A 21,245-nucleotide genomic window follows, 5' to 3' on the forward strand; every position below is an offset into this window, starting at 1 on the left:
GCAAACAAAATCGATGGAATGTAAATTAAGATTAAAAATTTAAAAATATATCGTTTGTTTTCTTTATACGAATTAATCCATTCTTTTTCATCAATATTTAAGCTTTTACTTTTAAAACTATATACTAAACTTGTATCTTTTAATGGGTAACCATTATCCATAGATAGCTTTACAACTGCATTCTCTCCTTTTAAATGTCCTAAATCACACTCAACCAGAGAAATCAAATTGCAAATTAATACATATTTCTCTTGTCTACCCGTAAGATTTTTTTGCAGTTGCCCATATATCTCCACCCTGTCTGCCAGTCCCTGTTTTTAAATACCTACTAATCTCTACATTGTAGACCTCTGCATTTTCATACCCTTTATCAACATTATAAAAAAGAATAGCCAGTTTGTCAGGAAACCCCATAAACATGGGCATAAGGGTTAAAAACAAACCAACATAATATATTCTAATATTTTTATACTTTTCAATTTCTTCAATATTCTTATTTTTAGATTTCTTACTAATGTCAATAAAAAAAACAATTAAAAGCCACATTATAACAATAGACCATATGGATAAAAATCTTATTCCATAAAAACCATCATCACGTGCCACCAAAAAAATAACGACAACTGAGTATATAACGACTAGCAACAAAGCTAAATTTTTTAAATTTAATTTAATTTTTAATTTATCCATACACTTAAACATTGAATTAATCCGAATAATGAATAAGAAATTAATTTTAAAATATAAGGACTAGAGACATCGGCTAAGTAACTACATCAAGCCCGAAAATCTAGTCCTTATACCCTATGATAGAAATTTATTTTATGTAATTCATGCTTTGCTTTTAAATTTTGAAGCGACGTAATGAATCTTTTAAACAAGATAACTTACACCGAAGAATATTAAACATTCAAAGGAACCTATCATTTAGCGCAGCCCAAAACCTGCAAGGTTGCAGGCCGTTCAGTAAATATACTTCCTTATGTACTGATCAACTCAGCCAGCAAAACAAGCTGATCATTCACACTCATTATGAAAACATCAGCTTAAACAAGATTCAGGTGAACGATCAATTCCTAAACTGCCAATAAAATAAAGCGTGCAGATTCCCTAATTCAATGGCACAACACGCAACACTTCCTCTAGAGTAGTCATACCTGCAATCACTTTACGCGCGCCCGCAATGCGCAAAGGTTCAATGCCTTCTTTTTTGGCTTGTTGCCGTAACTCTGTCAAATTGGCATTGGCACCAATCAATTGCTTCGTGGTTAAGCTAAGTGGCATAAATTCGTAAATACCGACACGCCCTTTATATCCTGTATGACGACATGCTTCACAACCGACGGCGCTATAAACTTTTTCGGGCATTTCCATAATGTAATCAAACGTTAAATGTTCCCATTCATTTTCATTGATATGACTTTCTTTTTTACAATGTGGGCACAGTTTACGCACCAAACGCTGTGCCAACACGCCTAAAATAGTTGCCGCAGTTAAAAATGGCTGTATGCCTAAATCATGTAAACGGGTCAAACTTGATGGTGCGTCATTGGTATGTAGCGTTGAAAGCACTAAATGACCTGTTAATGCTGCCTGAATCGCCATATTGGCTGTGTCGTGGTCACGGATTTCCCCCACCATAATAATATCGGGATCTTGACGCATAAGTGCACGTACACCATCCGCAAAACCAAGATCAATTGCTGTGTTCACCTGCATTTGGTTAAAACTTGGTTCCAACATTTCAATCGGATCTTCAATAGTACAAACATTCACTTGGTCTGTCGCCAATTGCTTCAGGGAAGAATATAAAGTCGTGGTTTTACCAGAACCTGTTGGTCCTGTAACCAAAATAATGCCGTGACTATGTGAGGTTAAACTTTGCCAATCACTTAACAAACTACCTTCAAAACCCAACTGTTCAAAGCTACGTACCAAAACCTCTGGGTCAAAAATACGCATCACCAACTTTTCACCAAATGCTGTCGGCAAAGTGGATAAACGTAGCTCAGTTTCTTGCCCTTTTGGGGTACGGGTTTTTAAACGTCCATCTTGTGGTTTACGCTTTTCAGCAACATTCATGCGACCTAAAATCTTAATTCGCGAAATCACAGCCATAAGCGTATTGGCTGGCATGTTGTAAATCGTATGTAATACCCCATCAATACGAAACCGTACTTTGCCCGTATCTTTACGTGGTTCCATGTGAATATCACTGGCACTTTGTTCAAATGCAAACTGTAAAATCCAATCGACCAATTTCACAATATGCTGATCATTCGCATCAGGATTTTGCGTGTCGCCTAATTGTAATAAGGCTTCTACACCTTTATTTTCACGATCATAAGTCCCAGACTTCTGCGAGTTCGATACTGCGCGACTCACCTGATAATATTCAACCAAATAACGCTGTAACTGATCTGGACTGAGCAACACCCGTTGAATCTTTTTCGGCAACAGACTGCGCTCTAAATTTCCCACCCATTCCGTTTTATACGGTTGATCCGTTGCAATTAAAATTTCATCCGCTTTCACTTCTACAGCAAGAATTCTGTTACGCACAGCAAACTCTTGCGACATTACGTTGGTCAATGCTCCCACATCTGCTTTGAGTGGATCAATCACATATAAAGGAAGGCTAGATTTATCTGCTAGCCATTGCATTAAACGATTTAGAGATAAGGTCGCTTGAGGATGAAGCTGGTCTTTTAAATTAAAATTTGCAATCCACTGTAATGGATGCCATTTGAGTTGTTCACGTTGACGGTGCGTAGTTTGTACTAATAATTTTTCGCGCTCATCAATGCGTCCATCTTTAAATAGTTGCTCTAAACACCAAGTTGTATCAATTTCAAAATTAAAATTCATTATTCTAAGCCTCAATTTCTAGCGACACTATAACAGACTTTATTTCTTGAATGTTCATCGACTTAAAGGGTTAAAACTACTGATTAACCTACTAATATCTTCATATTGAAACTTTTAATCTAAGGAGATATTTCAAAGTTTTGTTTAAATTATGGTATAAAGAATAAAATATCCTCTATTGGGGAAAAAGCATAAGAAAAATCCATTATTCACATAAATATAGACTCACAATAATAAGGTTCGAATTTGCTCATGTCTGATCTCCTATTTAACCAGACCTTAGAACAAGCATCCTTTCAAGAGCTGTTAACTATGATGGCCGTAGCTTTGGGCTGCGGCTTGGTAATTGGATTAGAAAGAGAAAGAAGCAAACAACGTGAAAACCCAAACAGTTTTGCAGGTGTACGTTCTTTTGCCATATGTGCCTTGATGGGTGCATTATGTTTTGCCTTAGGTACCGTCATTGGTATTGTAGGTGCCATAATTGTTGGAGCAATAACCGTATTCTCCCTTCGTAACCAAATAGATGACCCAGGGGTCACAACTGAATTAGCCTTTGTGATGACCTATTTTATTGGTGCGCTTTGTATATGGCATGCGCCATTCGCAGCAGGATTATCGGTCATACTTACCATTATTTTGATGCTCAAACATCCAATTCATGGCTTTGCTAGTCAATGGATAACTGAACATGAGTTTCGAGATGGACTATTCTTACTTGCACTGATTCTTGTGGCATTGCCATTAACGCCTAACACGCCACTTTGGGGTACGGTATTAAACCCACACATTATTCTCAAATTGCTGGCTTTAATTCTTGCTGTTCAAGCACTTGCCCATATTTCGAAACGCTTACTCTCAGCAAAAAATGCACTGATTTTATCTGCATTAGCCTCTGGTTTTGTATCAAGTACCGCCACAATTGCCAGCCTCGGTATGGAGATTCGTGCAGGGCGTGCTGAAGCAGTACCGAATGCAGGTGCTGCCTTATTATCTTGTGTTGCCACGCTCTTACAACTGCTACTCATCGTCGCTGGAATTAATTTAAACTGGTTAAAACTCATTATTCTGCCAGCTCTTGCCGCCATAAGTATTTTAATTTTGTGGGCACTTTGGCTTATGCGTAAAACCAAACCCTCGACACCAACAGAACATCCTGATGGGCGCATGTTTAGCCTGAAAGAAGCTGCCATTATTGCAGCAACACTCACGATTATTCAGGCGGTAGTTTATGGTTTAAGCTTACTCTTAGGCGATGCGGGCTTAATTATAGGGACACTTTTAGCATCCTTATTTGAAATTCATGCCGCAATTGCTGCAATTGTTGTACAAGGTGATCCTGCCAATCACACGCTTGTCTATGCCCTTATTTTAGGAATGGCGGCCCATGCAATCGCCAAATCTATCAATGCAGGCCTTACAGGCGGAGGTAAATATGCCCTAGCCTTTGCACCTGCTCAAATTTTACATATGCTGGTTTTTATTTTGATCTTATGGTGGATGATACCTTAGACTATTTTGTGTATATTATTCACCATTTACTCTATTCCATTAAAAGCAGGATTTAGACTCACATTTGGTAAAATCCCTTATTTTATAAAAACAGCAATAATGAAGATACTACACATTAATTATTTTAAATGAGATTTAACTCGCATTTTAAATCGATTCATTTTTACATTATTGTATGATACAACCAATTATTAATTATGAATCATTTAAAATAATACCTGAACTTATTCCCCTTATTCGTTGTAAAAGGTTCGTGCAATGAACGACATTGGTTTTAAAAGCTTTCATGATGCAGGACAAGCTGTTCTCAATTTTTTATATCAACGTTTCGGTTTCGGTCTTTGGATGATTACCCGTGTAGAAGGTGAAGACTGGATTATCTTACAAACAGAAGATCATGGTTATGATATACATGCTGGGCAAGTCTTTAATTGGGCCGATTCATTTTGCTCTCAGATGGTCTTGGGCAATGGTCCTAAAATTGCCCCCCTATCCGATGATATTCCCGCGTATCGCCAAGCGCCGATTGCACAACAGCTCAAAATTAAAGCCTACATTGGTCAACCGCTGACCAAAGAAGATGGTAGCTTGTTTGGAACTTTATGCGCGATTGATCCAGAACCAAAATCTGAAAGCCTTAAAGAAGAGCAAAGTTTAATTGAGTTACTCGGAGATTTACTCAGTCAAATCTTACAAACCGAATTGAGAGAAATTGAACAGACCCGTAAAAATGAACGTTTACAGGCCGAAGCGCTACGTGATCCACTTACAGGTCTCTATAACCGTCGGGCTTGGGATCAGTTTCTCCTCGCTGAAGAAGAACGTTGCCAATTCTATGGACATCACGCCACAGTATTTATGCTAGATTTAAACGATCTCAAATTCATGAATGATGCACATGGACATGCTGCGGGCGATGAACTCATTCGTCAAACCGCTACAGTGTTAACAGAAAGTTGCCGTAATACCGATATTATTGCACGTATAGGTGGCGATGAATTTGCCATATTAACCGTAGAAAATGACTTCGAATCGTCTCAGGCTCACTTAGAACGAATCATGCAGAACCTAAACACAAAACAAATTAGCGCTGCAATTGGCTTCGCTCTGCGTGATCCAAGTGATGGAATTCTCGCTACATGTTTACAAGCCGACAAAAATATGTACCAAGATAAACTCAACCGCCACTAGATTAGTTAAATGAAATCTAAAGCAATGATCTCTAAGTTTTGACTCTGAATAACAAAACTTACATCGAGCTGAGCAAATTTCATTTTATAAATCCGATCACTGTCTTCCTGATATGCTGGTCGAGGGTCTAATGACAATACCTGATCTAATTCGTCAAATCGCGACTGAGTAATCAATTGCTGTGTCAGCAAGCGCTGCTTTTCTAATGTAGCAAATTCTGACCACTGTACATGCATTCGCCTTGGTTCTTGTTGTGCATAACCGCTTTTTGCCTCAAATACAGCATCGGAATAATGAATATAGGGTTTAATATCTAGAATAGGGGTTCCATCTAACAAATCACTTCCTGTAATGTAAACTCTGACAGACTTTCCCTCTTTCTTTACCGCTTGTAACTCTACAACCGATAATCCAATTGGTGCAGGTCGATACATACTGCGCGTAGCAAACACCCCTATTTTCTTATTCCCCCCTAGACGTGGTGGACGAACTTGTGCACGGAACTGGTCTTTTTTATGCTGATTCTTATTATCATGAAACTGCCAGACTAACCATAGATGACTAAACTCTTCAATCCCTTCAAACGCAGCCAAATCATTATAAGGTGCCTGCATCTCTATATAAGACTGAACTTGAACCAAATTGGGCTGTCGCGGAATTCCAAATTTCTCCTGATACGGTGAATGCATAATTCCAATAATTGGCAGTTGAATCTCAGACATAATCACTTTTTCTGATAAGTTCAATTAAATATATTCAGTTTATAGAGAATGATTTTAGATTAGAATAGCAAGCTGTTCTAATTTGATAATTTATTGAGACCTTTCATGGCTGCTTTTAACGTCGAAAAGATTACTCACGTACACCACTGGAATGACACACTCTTCAGTTTTAAGACAACGCGTGATACCGCATTACGTTTTAAAAATGGTCAATTTGTGATGATTGGTCTTGAAGTCAATGGTAAGCCACTTATGCGCGCTTATTCTATTGCAAGTGCAAATTATGAAGAAGAACTTGAGTTTTTCTCAATTAAAGTACCAGACGGTCCTTTAACTTCTATTTTACAACAAGTAAAAGTTGGCGATGAAATTTTAGTTTCTAAAAAACCAACAGGTACTTTGGTTCTTGATGACTTAAATCCAGGCAAGAATTTATATCTTCTTTCTTCAGGTACAGGTCTTGCACCATTCTTATCAACTATTCGTGACCCTGAAACGTATGAACGTTTTGAAAAAGTCATTGTGGTACACGGTACACGCTTCATTTCTGAATTGGCTTATCAAGACCTTATTCTAAATGAATTACCAAACAACGAGTTTTTCGAAGAACTTGGCATTAAAGACAAGTTAGTGTATTACCCTACTGTTACCCGTGAAGAATATCCGAACCAAGGTCGCGTTACGACAGTCATTGAAACTGGCGAAATTTTTGAAAAGATTGGTTTACCACGTTTCAACCCAGAAACTGACCGTGCAATGCTTTGCGGTAGCCCAGCATTCCTTGATGATGTCGCTGCACTTTTAGATCAACATGGTCTTAAAGAATCACCACGCATGGGTGTTTTAGGCGATTATGTCATTGAACGTGCATTTGTTGAGAAGTAATCTTCTTTTCAAGTTAAAACCGAGGAAATCCCTCGGTTTTTTTTATTTTTCAGTCATTTAATTTTTACAAAAAATGTATAATTTTTAACCCAAAGCGCAAAATTTCGTCATAAAATCCAATAAAACGACTAAAAAGTGTTGTCGAAATCAATAAAAACTCCTATAATTCGATTCAAGAACAGACAGGTCTGTCTAGTTCAGGATGTGACTTTGTTGAGCTGATGTAATTTATAATCAATCCAGAGGGTACTTTATAATAATTATAATAAATTATATAAGAAAGGAGATTCCAAGCTCCTCTAAAACATTAATATTTTAGACAGCTTCTGCTCGGGGCCGGCTAAAATATTAATATCAGGGAACTATCAGCGAGGCGTGAATACCATTACGGTATTCACGCTTTTTTATTTGAATGCCCGTTCAAGTGACTTAACTCATCTCACCAAATGGAAGTCTATTTAGACTTCCATGAGCTCAAGCTGAATCAGCTTATAAACGCGTTTCCAATACTCATCAATCTTGACTAAATTCTTATCCATTTGAGCTTGTATGGTCATACCATCCAAAATACTGGCCAATAGACCAGCCAGTTGAGACGACTGATTCACCCCTAATTTTGCTAATGCAAAACGGATACGCTCAGTTAACCATTCTTTATATTCCATAGCGGGTTGCATGGTCGAAGGATAAACCTTGGAAACTTCCTCAACTGCTTTTTGAAACATACATCCATTAAAGTCATCCATTTGAAACCAAGCGTGATACCAGTAAAAAATGGTTTTAATATGGTCTAAATATTCTTCAGCTCGACACTGAGCAATTGCTGCATCTAAAGATTCTTGTAAATTCATATTTCTACGGTGTAAGCACTCTTCAATCAGTTTCGCTTTAGAAGGAAAATATTTATAGAATGTCATTTTAGCGACACCCGATTCACTAATAATTCGATCAATCCCAATCGAGTTATAGCTATAAGAATTGAAAAGATGAAGCGCAGTACTAATAATGTCGTCTTTTTTGGACATGCTATTTACCTACCAAACTTATCTTTAAGCAGAAGTGGGTCAAAATGAAATTAAGAAAGAGCATCTTTTAAAACAAAGAAACGTATGGGTTATATTATATCATTATTTACATCAGATGAATAAAATCATACGTAAAGTTTCGTATGTACCTATTCTATAATAATAAATCATGAAAAGTGAAGTATCTCGTATAAATGTTTATAGCATATTTAACTTTTTTTTAATATGATTAAATTATCCAAAATCTGATATCTCAAACATGAGTACACTTGCTTTTACACAATCAGAAAATGCCCGATTGGAAGCTTTAAATTTTATTCGACATTCGGTTGAGCCTTCTCTATGGCATCAACATGTCGAGCAAGTGAACTTACTCAAACAGTACAGTCTTGAACATCCCTTATTTAAACAAAAAATTCTAGAACGCTTACACAATCAAGCTCTTTCACTAAAACAACTCAAGTTGATTCATATCAATTATTTCGCTGCAATTGTAAAAGTCTTTACCGATGCATTAAGTATGCTTATCTATCAAGCATGTCAATTAGAGCATCACCCCAATATTCATATACAACAGCGTGTACACGCCAAAGCGTATGCACGTTACTTGTTATCATTAAATCTGATTGATGAGTTAGGTTTTAACACCTACCAATTACAACTGAGTTCTCCAAGTAAATCACATTTGGTTTATTTCATGGATCTACTGCACGCTTTAGAAATTGATCCATTTGATGAACAAGAAATATGTAACGAAGCGTATGAACTCAATCAGTTTATTCAGTTACATTTAAACTCATATGAACACCTGCTGCTCATTTTAGCCTGTGCCGAATTACAAGTGATTAAATATAGCGAAGCGTTACGCATCAATTTAGAGAAATATGATTCGCTTTTCACGGAAGGCTATTATGATTGTCACGGTATTGTGGATGATAGCTATAGATTAGCCAATGATGACAATCACGAAGATGATATTTGGTCACTTCTCACTCAAAGCTATCAAGGCAGTCAAAAACCTGAATATCAAACTGTTGTACAAGAATATTTAGATCTTTGGGCAAAATTCTGGAACAAAATGAATTTACTCAGCACTTAATTGCAATGTTATTTCCACATCGACCTATATTTAGTCGATGGCTTTACTGCAAAAATGACTTTCCTTAGAATAAGTACAATTAAAATAAACTTTATAATAAATTCAATGAGTTTTCCAAATCTCAAATTTAAAGAATGTTTACATCCACGCCCAAAACCCAAAGGGATTGATGTGCAATGTAAGTTACAACATTTTGCAATCATTACTTATGCGCTCGATCCTGCACGCTTAAATGCCATCATCCCACCTCGGTTCAAACTCGATACCATTGAATATCAAGGTAAAGAGCAAGCTCTGATGTCGGTTGTGCCATTTATCAATATGGATTTCACTTCTGCAGTTTTTTCTTTTCCCAATTTTACAATGCAACAAACCGATTACCGTGTCTATGTGATTGATCAACACACTCAGGAACGCTGTGTTTGGTTTTTAGGAACAACTTTAGATTCATGGACGCTGATCATCCCACGCTATTTATGGCAACTCCCTTGGCATTCAGCTGAGTTCAATTTTGATTGTCGTCAGGATGAACAAGGAAATTACAACCACTATAAGATGCAAACCCAATCGGCATGGGCAAATGCTGAATTACAACTCACCCAATCTGAACATGATCTGTGGAATTATGCAGGCTTCCCAGATTTAGAAAGTCATTTAGTTTATCTCACCCATCCCCTCGCAGGTTTTTATCATCGTCGTGATGGTCAATTAGGGACTTATCGTGTTTGGCATGATCGTCTACTGTTAAAACCAGCTCAACTGCTTCATGCAAAATTTGACTTGCTTGATCGACTGAATTTAGTTTCGTTTGAAGATCAACTGAATCCGTATAGTTCTCTGATAGAATCGATTAATGAATTTACAATCTATCTTCCACCACAAGTCATTCGGTGAAATAAAATGAGAACTAATTTTTTATTTCACAAATTTACTGCGAACAAAAAACAAGACGAAAGCAAAACAACTCCCCATATAGAAAATAATAAAGAATAATTTTTTATAGTTCTCTTTTTCATACTTTCTTTTAAAATAATCTTCGTTATAAATATCACCACCATCAAGATAGAATGCATATTTTCTGGAATAAAAATCACTTACCACATATTTCACATACACCTCTCTCCCAACATCTTTATAAAATGGACAACCTAACTCTGTAATAGAGCATTCAATAATAATTTTTGAATTATTCTTTTTATCTTTCAACCTCAAAGTTCTATATGATGCAGGTTCAATCCAACTATCTCGACCTGTAAGTGTCCCTAGTGGACGAGTTTTATTTTTTGGAATATCTACTAAATAATACCCCTCTATATAATTGTTATTGTTAACATAAAGATTGGGGTTTTTATTAAAAAAAGACATCCATGAATAGATAAATGCCCCCACCATCACAAGAAATATCAGATAGAATTCAAATTTTTTACTCGAATAAAAAGCTGCAATTGAATAAAATATACATAGATTAAAAATTAATAAATATGTATTAAAACTATCAAAAAAAATAAAACAGAAAATAATTTGAAATAGCAAATAAATACAACCAGTTTTACTTTTAAAAACTTTTGGCATATTTCCTCTTTTTTAAAATTTTATTGATATCTCCAATTTTTCTTCTTTAAATAAAAAAAGAAATTCCATTTTTTTATTTTTCACTCAACAATACACACATTCTATCCCTGACCATTTAAAAATTTATGGTTTTATAAAAAGTAAATTTGAGAAATTATAGGTAAAAATCAATGAAATATAAATGAATCTTAATAGAAAATTTACAACATAATTCAACTTGTGATGAAATCCACAATCATCACAAGTTACTAGATCGACTATTCAATTCGACGTTACTTATTAACACTCTTCCAAACTACTCACAGTTTTACTGCTATTACGCTCTGCCAAAGCTTGTTTAATAACACGATAACCACCTGTTAAACCAAGAATTGACATAATTAAAGCCACAATTAAATCAGGAATTAAGCTGCCTGTACCGAACACCCCTATTGCAGCAAAAATTACAGCAACATTACCAATTGCATCATTGCGGCTACACAACCAAACCGATTGCATATTGGCATCGCCATCACGGAAGGCATAAAGAATCACGGCTGAAATCATGTTCGCAATTAAAGCCAAAATACCAATCATCCCCATCGTAATGGCTTCGGGTGGAATACCTTGAACATAGCTATACCCTGTTTTTGTGATGACGATTAGACCAAAACTCGCCATCGTCAAACCTTTCAGTAACGCAACAGTGGCACGCCAATATAAACTTGCACCCAACACCGCCAGTGAAATAGCGTAATTGACTGCATCACCAAAAAAATCGAGTGAATCTGCCCAGAGTGCTGAAGAGTGCGCATAAGCGCCACCAATCAGTTCAACAAAAAACATCGTCAGGTTAATAATCAGTGCAATCCATAAAGCTGTTCTAAATTTACTATGGGGTTTAACTGGTGCGGGTTCATGACTACAGCTACAAGCCATTTCCATACTCCTTGATCTATATTATGCTTATTTAAAACTATGGACTCGCTCTAAGGTCAAGCTATGCAGCATTATTTAATCCACCAACTCGCAAAAAAAACACAACTACCTGTTGATACAGTACGCTTTTATGAAAAAAAAAATCTGATTATTCCTAGCTACCGTGCCGAAAATAATTATAAATATTATGATGAAGCAACCTTAAAAAGGCTGCAATTTATCAAACAGTGTCGTGGCTTGGATATGTCTCTTGCCGAAATTCAACAATTGATTGATCTCATTAAACAACCACAACAAGGCTGCCAAGTTGTTGATCAAATGATCGAACAGCATATTTTACAAGTGGAAAAAAACATTGCCGAATTGATCTCATTTCAAAGCCAGTTACAGGAACTACGTCAATCCTGTTCCAGCAATACCACCATTGATCACTGTCAAATTTTGAAAAATCTAGGTTTATCAGAATAAAACCGACTAATTTACTGGGTTGAATCCTTTTTTGATATCCATACAATAAAGTCATATTATTTGTATGCCTTTATTCTGTCATGAGCATTCACCACGTTACTGAACTTCTCTCTCCTGCTGGTTCTTTAAAAAATATGCGCTACGCATTTGCTTATGGAGCCGATGCGGTCTATGCAGGACAACCGCGCTATAGCTTACGTGTTCGTAATAATGAGTTTGATCATGACAACCTCGCCATCGGGATTCAAGAAGCACATAATTTAGGTAAAAAATTTTATGTTGTGGTGAATATTCAACCGCACAACAGCAAGCTCAAAAACTTCATTCGTGATTTAGCACCCGTAATTGCCATGCAGCCTGATGCATTAATTATGTCGGACCCCGGCTTAATTATGATGGTACGCGAGCAATTTCCAGACATGCCTGTGCATCTTTCAGTACAAGCCAATGCTGTGAACTGGGCAACCGTCAAGTTCTGGAAAAATATGGGGCTCACTCGCGTGATTTTGTCGCGTGAACTGTCACTGGAAGAAATTGAAGAAATCAAAAATCATGTGCCAGACATGGAAATTGAAGTATTTGTGCATGGTGCATTGTGCATGGCCTATTCTGGACGTTGTCTCCTTTCAGGCTATATGAATAAACGTGATGCCAACCAAGGTGCTTGCACCAATGCTTGTCGTTGGGATTACAAACTTCACCAAGCCCAAGAAGACGAAACAGGTGATGTAATTCCTGTGCATCAAGTACAAGAAAAACAGTGTTGCAATAGTGATGTAGATGAACAACATGCAGTAGCACAAAATCAATGTACTGAACCTGTTTTACTACAACGTAATGAAGAAGATATGTTTGCCGCAGAAGAAGACGAACACGGCACATATTTCATGAACTCTAAAGACTTACGAGCAGTACAACATGTTGAGCGTTTGACCCAAATGGGTATTCACTCCCTCAAAATTGAAGGTCGTACCAAATCTTATTTCTACTGCGCACGCACCGCACAAATTTATCGTAAAGCCATTGATGATGCACTGGCAGGTAAACCCTTTGATCCATCACTCATGCTACAACTGGAAGGCTTAGCAAACCGTGGTTATACCGAGGGTTTTTTACGTCGCCATGTCCACAGTGAATACCAAAATTATGAAACAGGTTCTTCACGTTTTGACCATCAACAGTTCTGTGGTGAAGTATTAGAACGTCACGGGGACTATATTAAAATTGATGTGAAGAACCGCTTTGTGGTCGGTGACTCATTGGAACTCATGACCCCGCAAGGCAATATTCAGTTTGTACTGAGCGAAATTTTGGATAAAAAAGGCAATTCTATTCCAGATGCCAAAGGCTCAGGTCATATTGTTGATATTCCGATTCCTGCCGATATCGATATGCGATATGCCCTGCTGATTCGCAACCTCCCAAACTCTGAAATCGATATTTCAACTTCGTCATTGGCTTACGTGGCAGGTTAAGTCATGGCTTTGAGAATTACGGATGCTTGTATCAATTGTGATATGTGCTTACCAGAATGTCCGAATGAGGCGATTTTTGAAGGACAAAAAGTTTATGAGATTGATGTAGCACGCTGCACAGAATGTGTCGGTTTTTATGAATATCAAACCTGTATGGCGGTCTGCCCAATCGATTGTATTGAAGTTCATCCTGAATACATTGAAAGCAAAGCTACATTGGAGGAGAAATTTAAAGCGCTGAAGATTATTTAAAATAAAACGGTTTTAACCAAATATTGGGGGAAAACAATAAACAATAAAAAAAGGAACATCGGTGTTAGCGTCCTCAGTTCCTATAAAAAGTAAAAAGTTTAATAGCAAGCCAACATAACTCAGTGTATGTTGGCTCTTTTTTAATATTGGCCGGAACGGATCATGTAATCAAAAGCAGATAGAGACGCTTTTGCACCCTCACCCGTCGCAATAATAATTTGCTTGTATGGAACAGTAGTACAATCACCCGCAGCAAATACGCCTTTCACATTAGTTTCATTGCGTTCGTTAATCACAATTTCACCACGTGGAGTAAGTTCAACTGCGCTTTCTTTTAGGAAGTCCGTATTTGGCAATAAACCAATTTGTACGAAAATCCCAGATAACTCAACAGTGTGTTCAACATCGGTTGCACGGTCTTTATATTTCAAACCTGTCACTTGAGCACCATCACCAACTACTTCAGTAGATAATGCATTCATGATTACAGTGGCATTTGGCAAGCTATTTAACTTGTCTTGCAATACTTGGTCAGCACGCAGTTTAGTATCAAACTCAACCAAAGTCACGTGCTCAACAATACCTGCCAAGTCAATTGCCGCCTCTACACCAGAGTTACCGCCACCAATTACAGCCACACGTTTACCTTTGAACAATGGACCATCACAGTGTGGGCAATATGCAACACCACGGGTACGGTATTCCGCTTCGCCTGGCACATTCATTTCTCTCCAACGCGCACCAGTCGAAAGAATCACAGTTTTTGATTCCAGTTTTGCGCCATTTTCAAGTTCAACAGCCACCAATCCATTTGCTGTTTGATCTGCGCCAGTAATTTTATTCACACGTTGCAAATTCATAATGTCTACACCGTATTCACGAACGTGTGCTTCCATATCCTGTGCGAATTTCGGACCAACCGTTTTCTGTACAGTAGTAAAGTTTTCAATATCCATGGTATCCATCACCTGACCACCAAAGCGTTCAGCCACAATACCTGTTTTAATCCCTTTACGTGCCGCATAAATTGCCGCTGTACCACCCGCAGGTCCACCTCCGATTACCAAGACATCAAAAGCATCTTTAGCATTTAACTTGGCTGCTTCTTTCTCAGCAGAGTTAGTATCTAGTTTGGCAATGATTTCTTCCAATGTCATACGACCTTGACCGATATGCTGGTCATCTTGGAAAACCATTGGTACAGCCATAATTTTGCGTTGTTCAACTTCGTCTTGGAAGAATGCACCATCAATCATGGTTGCAGTTGAACCTGGATTATAGATGGCAATCAGGTTCAAAGCTTGCACGACATCTGGACAGTTGTGGCAGCTTAAAGATACAAACACATCAAAGTTAGATTGAATATTTAAACCTTTAACTTGATTTAACACCTCTTCAGAAACTTTTGGTGCGTAACCTGATACTTGTAACAATGCAAGAATGAGTGAGGTAAACTCGTGTCCCATTGGCAAGCCCGCGAAGTGTACACGAGGTTGCTCTCCTGCTTTGGCAATTGCAAAGCTTGGACGACGTGAATGTTCACCATCAAAGCGTGCTGTCACTTGGTCTGATAACAGCGCAATTTCAGTCACCAACTCTTTAATTTTTTCAGATTTTTCTGAAGCATCTAAAGACGCGATAATTTCAATTGGGCTTTCAAGACGTTCTAAAAGTGTTTTTAATTGCGCAGAAGTATTTTGATCTAACATTGCTAACGACTCCAGTGGAGAGATAATTAAGTTGATGAAGACATCATAGTAAAAAACATGAAATTGGTAAAACAGTTTGTATTTATAAATACAATCGAATTATTAGATAATAGTTCAAAATCTTACATAACATGAATGACTTACCCAGTATTTTTTAAATTTTGCTCAATTCTACGTGTTCTTGCAGAAAAGTACCGTGATAATAAGTAAAGCATTAAGCTTAAAATAGAACTTACAATAAATGATGAAATAATAATAACTTGCAAAATATTTTCCCACTTTTGAGCCTGTTCAATTTTTGGAGAAATAGATTTTGCTAAAGGCGTTATGGCCTTACCATAAAGCTGTTGCTGCATCGACCATAATTGTGAAGCACTAAAACCATATTGAATAAAATTAGGGTCGTTTTTCTCGGCATCGACCAAAGTCAACACATAAGGAATCGCAGCATTTTCATCGGCAGGCGAATGTAATAAGGCAATTTGCGCCAGTACGTAAGCTTTGACAGGCGGTGCTAATTGGGTGTGATCTAAATATTGAGCCAATTCACTTTCATGCAAACTGTTTTTATACTCTATTGCAGTTGCATAAGGATCCTCTGCTTCATCATTCCAGTCATATTGAACATAAGTTAGAGTTGACCAAATACATATAAATGCGATGATCCAGCCTACAAATTTCAAGACAAAAGATTGAAAACGAATCGCAAAGAAGCGAAGTTTCTTAAGAAAATGAATAACAAAAAAAGCACCAATAAAAGCACTGGTTATTTTTAAGAACAACCAACCAAACCAAGACAATAAATTAAAAAAGTAATTTGGTGCTTGCCCAAACTGCATCAAAGTACGATCTGCCGATACAGGAATATGCAGTTGTTTAACCTCAAGGCTAATGCCAAACCAACTGTAAAGTATCTCCTGCTGTAGAAAATAACTGATCAAAGCCACAAGTGCCAAACTGCTTGTGAATATACACCACGCCATCAGATGTGTTTGCCGACGCTTTAAAATCTGCACACCTTGCTGAATATTAGCGGTATTGACTGCATATTCATCTTCTAATTTGGACAAGTGACCTCCTACAACAGACTAAAAGGATTTAGCGTTGATTTGACTCTAATACCAACTGACTCAAATTACTTTGTAAATTACGTAACCGCTGTGCTGCCTCTTCTCGCTTCTGCATCCCTTCTTTTTGTACTTGAAGTACGTCATTCACCGTTTGGATTAAGGTATTTTGGACATGCTCAAGGGTGTCGATATCAATCACAGAACGCTGATTGGCACGCGCTGTATCGACTGAATTTTGATGGAGTAAATCAGCATTACGGCGCAGCAAGTCATTGGTCGCATCATCAATCGTGTTTGCCAGCTGCACACTATTCTTTTGCTCTTGCAAGGAAATAGCCAAACTAATTTGGTTTTTCCATGCGGGTAATGTAATGTTTTTGATGGCATAAAACTTATCCACCAACATTAAATTATTGGACTGGATAATTCGAATCATTGGTAAAGTCTGCATTGCAGATTGCTGTAATATCTGCAAATCACTGACTCGTTTCTCCAGATTATTCGATAGATGATTCAAATCATAAATTTTCTGGGTAATGGTCTGATCTTGTTCTTGTGAGGTGAGTTGAGCAATTTGCTGCTGAACTTCATGCTGCTTAATCTTGCCCGCAGCCACATAAACGCCTAATTGCTTATATTCATCTTGTACTGAGTCAAACATGTGTTCGAGTGTTTTAACTCGGTCTTTTAAACCAGATTGTGACGCTTCAATTTCTTTAACCAAAGCATCAATCTGCTCCTTGGTGGTATTAAAGTGCTGATCAAAACTTTGCTTCGCACCTTTGAATTTACTTAAAATACTGCCCAAAAAGCCTGAATTTTTAGACTGATTCAGAATACTGCTGCTATTTAATTGCTGTGCCACTTGTACAACTTGATTCAACTTTTGTCCCGTAGCATCTAAATCTTTGTTTTGCACCAAATTCAGCAATTCATCTGTATACGTCGATGTTTGAGTCGCAATGTGCTTACCGTATTCAGCAACACTCTGATGACTCATATCTTCCAATTCCTTGGTTGCAGTCATCACCTCAGCCAAATCTGAAGGCTGCAAACCTAGCTCTTTTAAATTAAGTTGCTGAAACTGTTGTTCCGCCATTTCTGGTGTCATGGCAACAGTTAAATGATTTTGCTCAGAATTGGTCATAATTCACCTAATTTTTTGAAGAGTTGCCCGAAGGTTTCTCTAATGATTTTCTTAAAGTTTTAATCAATTTTTCACGGCTATTATCTAGCTTTAATAGCTCGGAAGTCGAGTCTGTCTGTTGACATTGCTTGACATGATATTGCCAAGCGGGAATTAACACCTGTTGCGCTTCAGTAAAACGATCAAGTAATCCTAAAGACAGTTGCTGAGAAAGCTGTATTTGCTGCATGGCAATATCATTACTGGCCTGTACAGTTTGCAAGCTATAAGTTTTCTTGGATAAGCGATCTGAAAATTGATCTAAGGGATGCTGCGTACGTAGCATTTTAGGATACTCATGTACAAACTCTTGTGCCGCAACCACATAATTTGCCATTCTTAACCGTAAGCCCAGTAATTGCTGAAATCTTGATTGTGACTTCTGTATTTCTAAGCGTAATTTTTGACTTAAATGCTGGCAACGATCTAACAGTATATCGAGATTTTTATAGTAATCGATTTGTCCTGAACCATGTTCAATGTCTATACCAAGCCACTTTTGCAAAGCATTAAATCTTCGTTTTTTTAGGTATTTATTTGATTGAGATAAAGCTTGAATAAGCTCTTCAATACTTTGTCTAAACTGCTGGGTCAGCAATGGATCAATGCCCTGTAACAACACAGCCTGAGCTTGAACAAGCTGTTCAGCGTAATTCACCAGTAATGCCGGATTATCAAAAATCGGCACCAATTCATTCCGTTGAATAGTTAAAACGTCCTGTCGATTGACCTCTATTTCAGATAAAGGAATCAGTTCAGTAACTTGCATTGCAATTTAGATCATGACCAGTACATCTCTGTTTTAACATAGCCATTAAAATTATCAACTCTGTATTTTTTATATCAAGGTAAAGCAGCCAATTGTCAGGATCTAAAATAAACAATAAATAAATTACAATCAGTTAAAAAAAAAAGCCATTCTCCGAAAATAACAACAAGCTAAACTTATATATTTATCAAACTGGGTAACTTTTTATTCGCCAAGAGAATAATTCAATAACTCCACAATCTTTCTCCATAATTTTAGTTTAATCTTACGCAACATTACATTTGGAAACATAAAGTTATGGATGCGTTACAGCCTTCTTGGAAGTTTAGTGCACTTACTTTCGCTCTTTTGGGTGTCTCAATTACAGGCTGGGCTGCCGATAACGCACAAGTCGCTACAGCAGAACCTGTACAAGTTCTAAAGACATTAAAGCTCCAAGCAAACTCCTCAGCAAATAAGAATAACGATATTAGTGCCATTGCCAAAACCATTATCAATCGTGAAGAAATGCTGAAATATGGCGATCAATCTGTCAGTGATGCTTTAAGACGCGCAGCAGGTTTTCAAATGCCATCTGCTACTGGCCCGCGTGGTCCAGGCGGTGCATCAGGTATGCGCTTCCGTGGCGGCGGTGCGCCTATTTTCATGATCAACGGCGAACCTGTACAAGGCGGGCCTCGTGGGGGTATGTCCATTATTGACACCCTTACGCCAGACATGATTGAGCGTATTGAAATTACCAAGCAACCAAGCGTTACACAAGCCTCGGTCGCTGCCTCTGCCATGATTAATATTATTTTAAAAGAACCATTACAAAATTCGCGTCTTGGTGGAACAGCTCGAGTGAGCTATGGATTTAACCACTCTGGAGCCTCAGAAGAAGAGCGCAAGAATGTCACTTTACAGATGGATGGGCGTGATAGCCCTTGGTTATATAGCTTATCTGCTAATCAAAATTGGGATGACAGCACTTCAGTAACGGAAACGCAAACATCAACCCAAACTCGTGTACAAAAAAATATCACTGAACGTAAAGGATCAATGATCAGTCCACGTCTTGAGTATGAAATTGATGACGAAAAGAAAGTCGTGGCAGAGCTGTTTTACCGCAATTATGAACGAGATGGATCACGTTCGGACCAAGTTCAACAGGACAAAAATGACAGTATGCGCCTAAATACGCGCTTCGAACGTCAAGTGAATAAGAACTCGGACAAAGTCCGTCTGTCTTATGAAAAACAAAATGAAACTGAACTTACTCGCTCTTCACTTTCTTCGCTGTATATAGATCAGCAGGTTGAAGAACTAGGTTTAGCATATGACGGTGTCCGCCAATTTGATGAACATCGTCAAATTAAGTTTGGCTTAGATACACGTTCAAGCAGCTTAGAAAGCAATACAGCCGATACATTAGATGAACAGCGTTATGCTCTGTATAGCGAAGGCAGTTGGCGTTTTACCGATCAACAAACTTTGACCGTTGGTTTACGTCAAGAATGGATACACCGTACTGGCTTAGTCGATTATGACGACCAAAATCTTAGCCCAGTCGTTGCACATCGTTATGATTTTGATGATCATTGGTCACTTCAAACCAATATCAGTCAAGCATTTCGTAGTCCGAAAGCGGATGATTTATTACCCGCAGTATCTATTTCTACAGACAGTGATGCAGGCAGCTTAAATAACCCAGACCGTGGCGGCAATCCATTTTTACGCCCAGAAAAAATCACAGCATATGAGTCCACTTTAGGCTTTAATACCTCTGCGGGTGGTGTTAATGTAACGGGCTTCTATCGTCAAATTGATGACTATATTGAGTCGGTCATTGAACAAGAAAATGGACGATATGTTAAACGTCCACAGAACCAAGATCATGCAACCACCTATGGTGTCGAGCTCTCTGGACGTTACGCATTAAAACAAACTGCTCAAGGGCATTCATGGATGCTTAACGGTCAACTCTCGACTATTCGTGCCAAAGTCGAAGATGATATGACGCATCAAGATCGTTTAGTCAGTGATGTTGCACCTTATTCAGCCAGTATGGGGCTTTCTTATAACTATCAGCCATGGCAACTTTCGACCAGTGCCAATCTCAGCTATACCCCAGAGTTTACCCGCGCTTTAGAAAATCAACCTTATAATCGTACCAGTAACGAACGAGTCAATCTGGACCTCAGTGCAACTAAACGCTTTAAAAAGGGTTGGGCGACTACATTAAGCGCGCGTAACCTGCTCAGCACTGACTACAAAGAACGCCTGAATTATCAATCTGATGGTAGTCTGTATGAAGCACGGACAAGTCAAGCCATTCCTAGCATATTGTTCAGCGTAGAAAAGAAATTTTAAATAATTCATTATGTGGATCTAAAAACCATCAAGTATCTAAAACGACTTGATGGTTTTTTATTTTTAAACTTATTTCATTTATTTAAAACACAATTGCTTGTTTCTATTTTAATTCGACATAAAAAACATCCTCTCATTATTCAAGCCAATAACCCTAAATATGAAAGGATGT

At 37.7% G+C, this 21,245-nt stretch carries 19 protein-coding genes; 9 read left to right on the forward strand and 10 right to left on the reverse strand.

The features are described from left to right. Window positions 1-255 precede the first annotated feature (255 nt). Window positions 256-690: a hypothetical protein gene (locus C3F34_RS00775; protein WP_158654322.1), complete on the reverse strand. Its 435-nt coding sequence runs from the start codon at window positions 688-690 to the stop codon at window positions 256-258. Window positions 691-1,110: 420 nt separating this feature from the next. After that, the gene (locus C3F34_RS00780) at window positions 1,111-2,868 is read right to left on the reverse strand and encodes a GspE/PulE family protein (protein ID WP_104440854.1); all 1,758 of its coding nucleotides are present in this window, start codon (window positions 2,866-2,868) and stop codon (window positions 1,111-1,113) included. 252 nt (window positions 2,869-3,120) lie between these two features. On the opposite strand from C3F34_RS00780, the gene C3F34_RS00785 reads away from it, so the two are divergent. Further along, the gene (locus C3F34_RS00785) at window positions 3,121-4,380 is read left to right on the forward strand and encodes an MgtC/SapB family protein (RefSeq protein ID WP_104440855.1); all 1,260 of its coding nucleotides are present in this window, start codon (window positions 3,121-3,123) and stop codon (window positions 4,378-4,380) included. A 258-nt stretch (window positions 4,381-4,638) separates the two neighbouring features. Next, on the forward strand, window positions 4,639-5,571 hold the full coding sequence (locus C3F34_RS00790; RefSeq protein ID WP_104440856.1) for a sensor domain-containing diguanylate cyclase: 933 nt from the start codon (window positions 4,639-4,641) through the stop codon (window positions 5,569-5,571). Between the two features lie 5 nt (window positions 5,572-5,576). Here the strand turns inward: C3F34_RS00790 and tsaA are convergent, their stop codons facing one another. Beyond that, a complete protein-coding gene (gene tsaA / locus C3F34_RS00795; RefSeq protein WP_104440857.1) occupies window positions 5,577-6,293 on the reverse strand; it encodes a tRNA (N6-threonylcarbamoyladenosine(37)-N6)-methyltransferase TrmO in 717 nt (238 codons plus the stop codon). Window positions 6,294-6,398: 105 nt separating this feature from the next. Between tsaA and C3F34_RS00800 the strand changes: the two genes are divergently transcribed. Next, a complete protein-coding gene (locus C3F34_RS00800) occupies window positions 6,399-7,178 on the forward strand; it encodes a ferredoxin--NADP reductase (RefSeq protein ID WP_016167459.1) in 780 nt (259 codons plus the stop codon). Window positions 7,179-7,636: 458 nt separating this feature from the next. On the opposite strand, the gene C3F34_RS00805 is transcribed toward C3F34_RS00800, so the two are convergent. After that, window positions 7,637-8,203: a TetR/AcrR family transcriptional regulator gene (locus C3F34_RS00805; RefSeq protein WP_104440858.1), complete on the reverse strand. Its 567-nt coding sequence runs from the start codon at window positions 8,201-8,203 to the stop codon at window positions 7,637-7,639. Between the two features lie 259 nt (window positions 8,204-8,462). On the opposite strand from C3F34_RS00805, the gene C3F34_RS00810 reads away from it, so the two are divergent. Both C3F34_RS00810 and C3F34_RS00815 read left to right on the forward strand, forming a co-directional pair. Beyond that, a complete protein-coding gene (locus tag C3F34_RS00810; RefSeq protein WP_044739423.1) occupies window positions 8,463-9,302 on the forward strand; it encodes a hypothetical protein in 840 nt (279 codons plus the stop codon). A gap of 105 nt (window positions 9,303-9,407) precedes the next feature. Beyond that, the gene (locus tag C3F34_RS00815; protein WP_104440859.1) at window positions 9,408-10,196 is read left to right on the forward strand and encodes a DUF2071 domain-containing protein; all 789 of its coding nucleotides are present in this window, start codon (window positions 9,408-9,410) and stop codon (window positions 10,194-10,196) included. A gap of 21 nt (window positions 10,197-10,217) precedes the next feature. Here the strand turns inward: C3F34_RS00815 and C3F34_RS00820 are convergent, their stop codons facing one another. Continuing rightward, window positions 10,218-10,874 (reverse strand): hypothetical protein, encoded by a 657-nt coding sequence (locus tag C3F34_RS00820; protein WP_104440860.1) that lies wholly within the window; start codon window positions 10,872-10,874, stop codon window positions 10,218-10,220. A gap of 279 nt (window positions 10,875-11,153) precedes the next feature. Then, complete coding sequence (locus C3F34_RS00825; protein WP_104440861.1) at window positions 11,154-11,792, reverse strand: cation transporter; 639 nt, start codon at window positions 11,790-11,792, stop codon at window positions 11,154-11,156. 63 nt (window positions 11,793-11,855) lie between these two features. On the opposite strand from C3F34_RS00825, the gene C3F34_RS00830 reads away from it, so the two are divergent. The 3 genes from C3F34_RS00830 (at window position 11,856) to C3F34_RS00840 (ending at window position 13,987) form a co-directional block, all read left to right on the forward strand. Continuing rightward, window positions 11,856-12,260: a MerR family transcriptional regulator gene (locus tag C3F34_RS00830; RefSeq protein WP_104440862.1), complete on the forward strand. Its 405-nt coding sequence runs from the start codon at window positions 11,856-11,858 to the stop codon at window positions 12,258-12,260. A gap of 80 nt (window positions 12,261-12,340) precedes the next feature. Further along, window positions 12,341-13,735, forward strand: a complete 1,395-nt coding sequence (gene yegQ, locus C3F34_RS00835; protein ID WP_104440863.1) for a tRNA 5-hydroxyuridine modification protein YegQ — start codon at window positions 12,341-12,343, stop codon at window positions 13,733-13,735. Window positions 13,736-13,738: 3 nt separating this feature from the next. Further along, a complete protein-coding gene (locus tag C3F34_RS00840) occupies window positions 13,739-13,987 on the forward strand; it encodes a YfhL family 4Fe-4S dicluster ferredoxin (protein ID WP_104440864.1) in 249 nt (82 codons plus the stop codon). 140 nt (window positions 13,988-14,127) lie between these two features. On the opposite strand, the gene ahpF is transcribed toward C3F34_RS00840, so the two are convergent. From ahpF to C3F34_RS00860, 4 genes are all read right to left on the reverse strand, one after another. Further along, window positions 14,128-15,696: an alkyl hydroperoxide reductase subunit F gene (ahpF, locus tag C3F34_RS00845; RefSeq protein WP_104440865.1), complete on the reverse strand. Its 1,569-nt coding sequence runs from the start codon at window positions 15,694-15,696 to the stop codon at window positions 14,128-14,130. A 140-nt stretch (window positions 15,697-15,836) separates the two neighbouring features. Next, window positions 15,837-16,766 carry a hypothetical protein gene (locus tag C3F34_RS00850; RefSeq protein WP_104440866.1) on the reverse strand — a complete coding sequence of 310 codons (930 nt, stop codon included), beginning with the start codon at window positions 16,764-16,766 and terminating at the stop codon, window positions 15,837-15,839. Between the two features lie 28 nt (window positions 16,767-16,794). Then, window positions 16,795-17,913: a toxic anion resistance protein gene (locus C3F34_RS00855; RefSeq protein WP_104440867.1), complete on the reverse strand. Its 1,119-nt coding sequence runs from the start codon at window positions 17,911-17,913 to the stop codon at window positions 16,795-16,797. Window positions 17,914-17,920: 7 nt separating this feature from the next. Beyond that, window positions 17,921-18,721, reverse strand: a complete 801-nt coding sequence (locus C3F34_RS00860) for a tellurium resistance protein (protein ID WP_104440868.1) — start codon at window positions 18,719-18,721, stop codon at window positions 17,921-17,923. Window positions 18,722-19,018: 297 nt separating this feature from the next. Here C3F34_RS00860 and C3F34_RS00865 point away from each other — a divergent pair, with 297 nt between their 5' ends. Next, window positions 19,019-21,073, forward strand: coding sequence for a TonB-dependent receptor plug domain-containing protein (locus C3F34_RS00865; protein WP_104440869.1), 2,055 nt, complete (start codon window positions 19,019-19,021; stop codon window positions 21,071-21,073). Window positions 21,074-21,245: the final 172 nt, after the last annotated feature.

Source organism: Acinetobacter sp. ACNIH2, from assembly GCF_002934965.1.
Classification (GTDB): Bacteria; Pseudomonadota; Gammaproteobacteria; order Pseudomonadales; family Moraxellaceae; genus Acinetobacter; species Acinetobacter tandoii.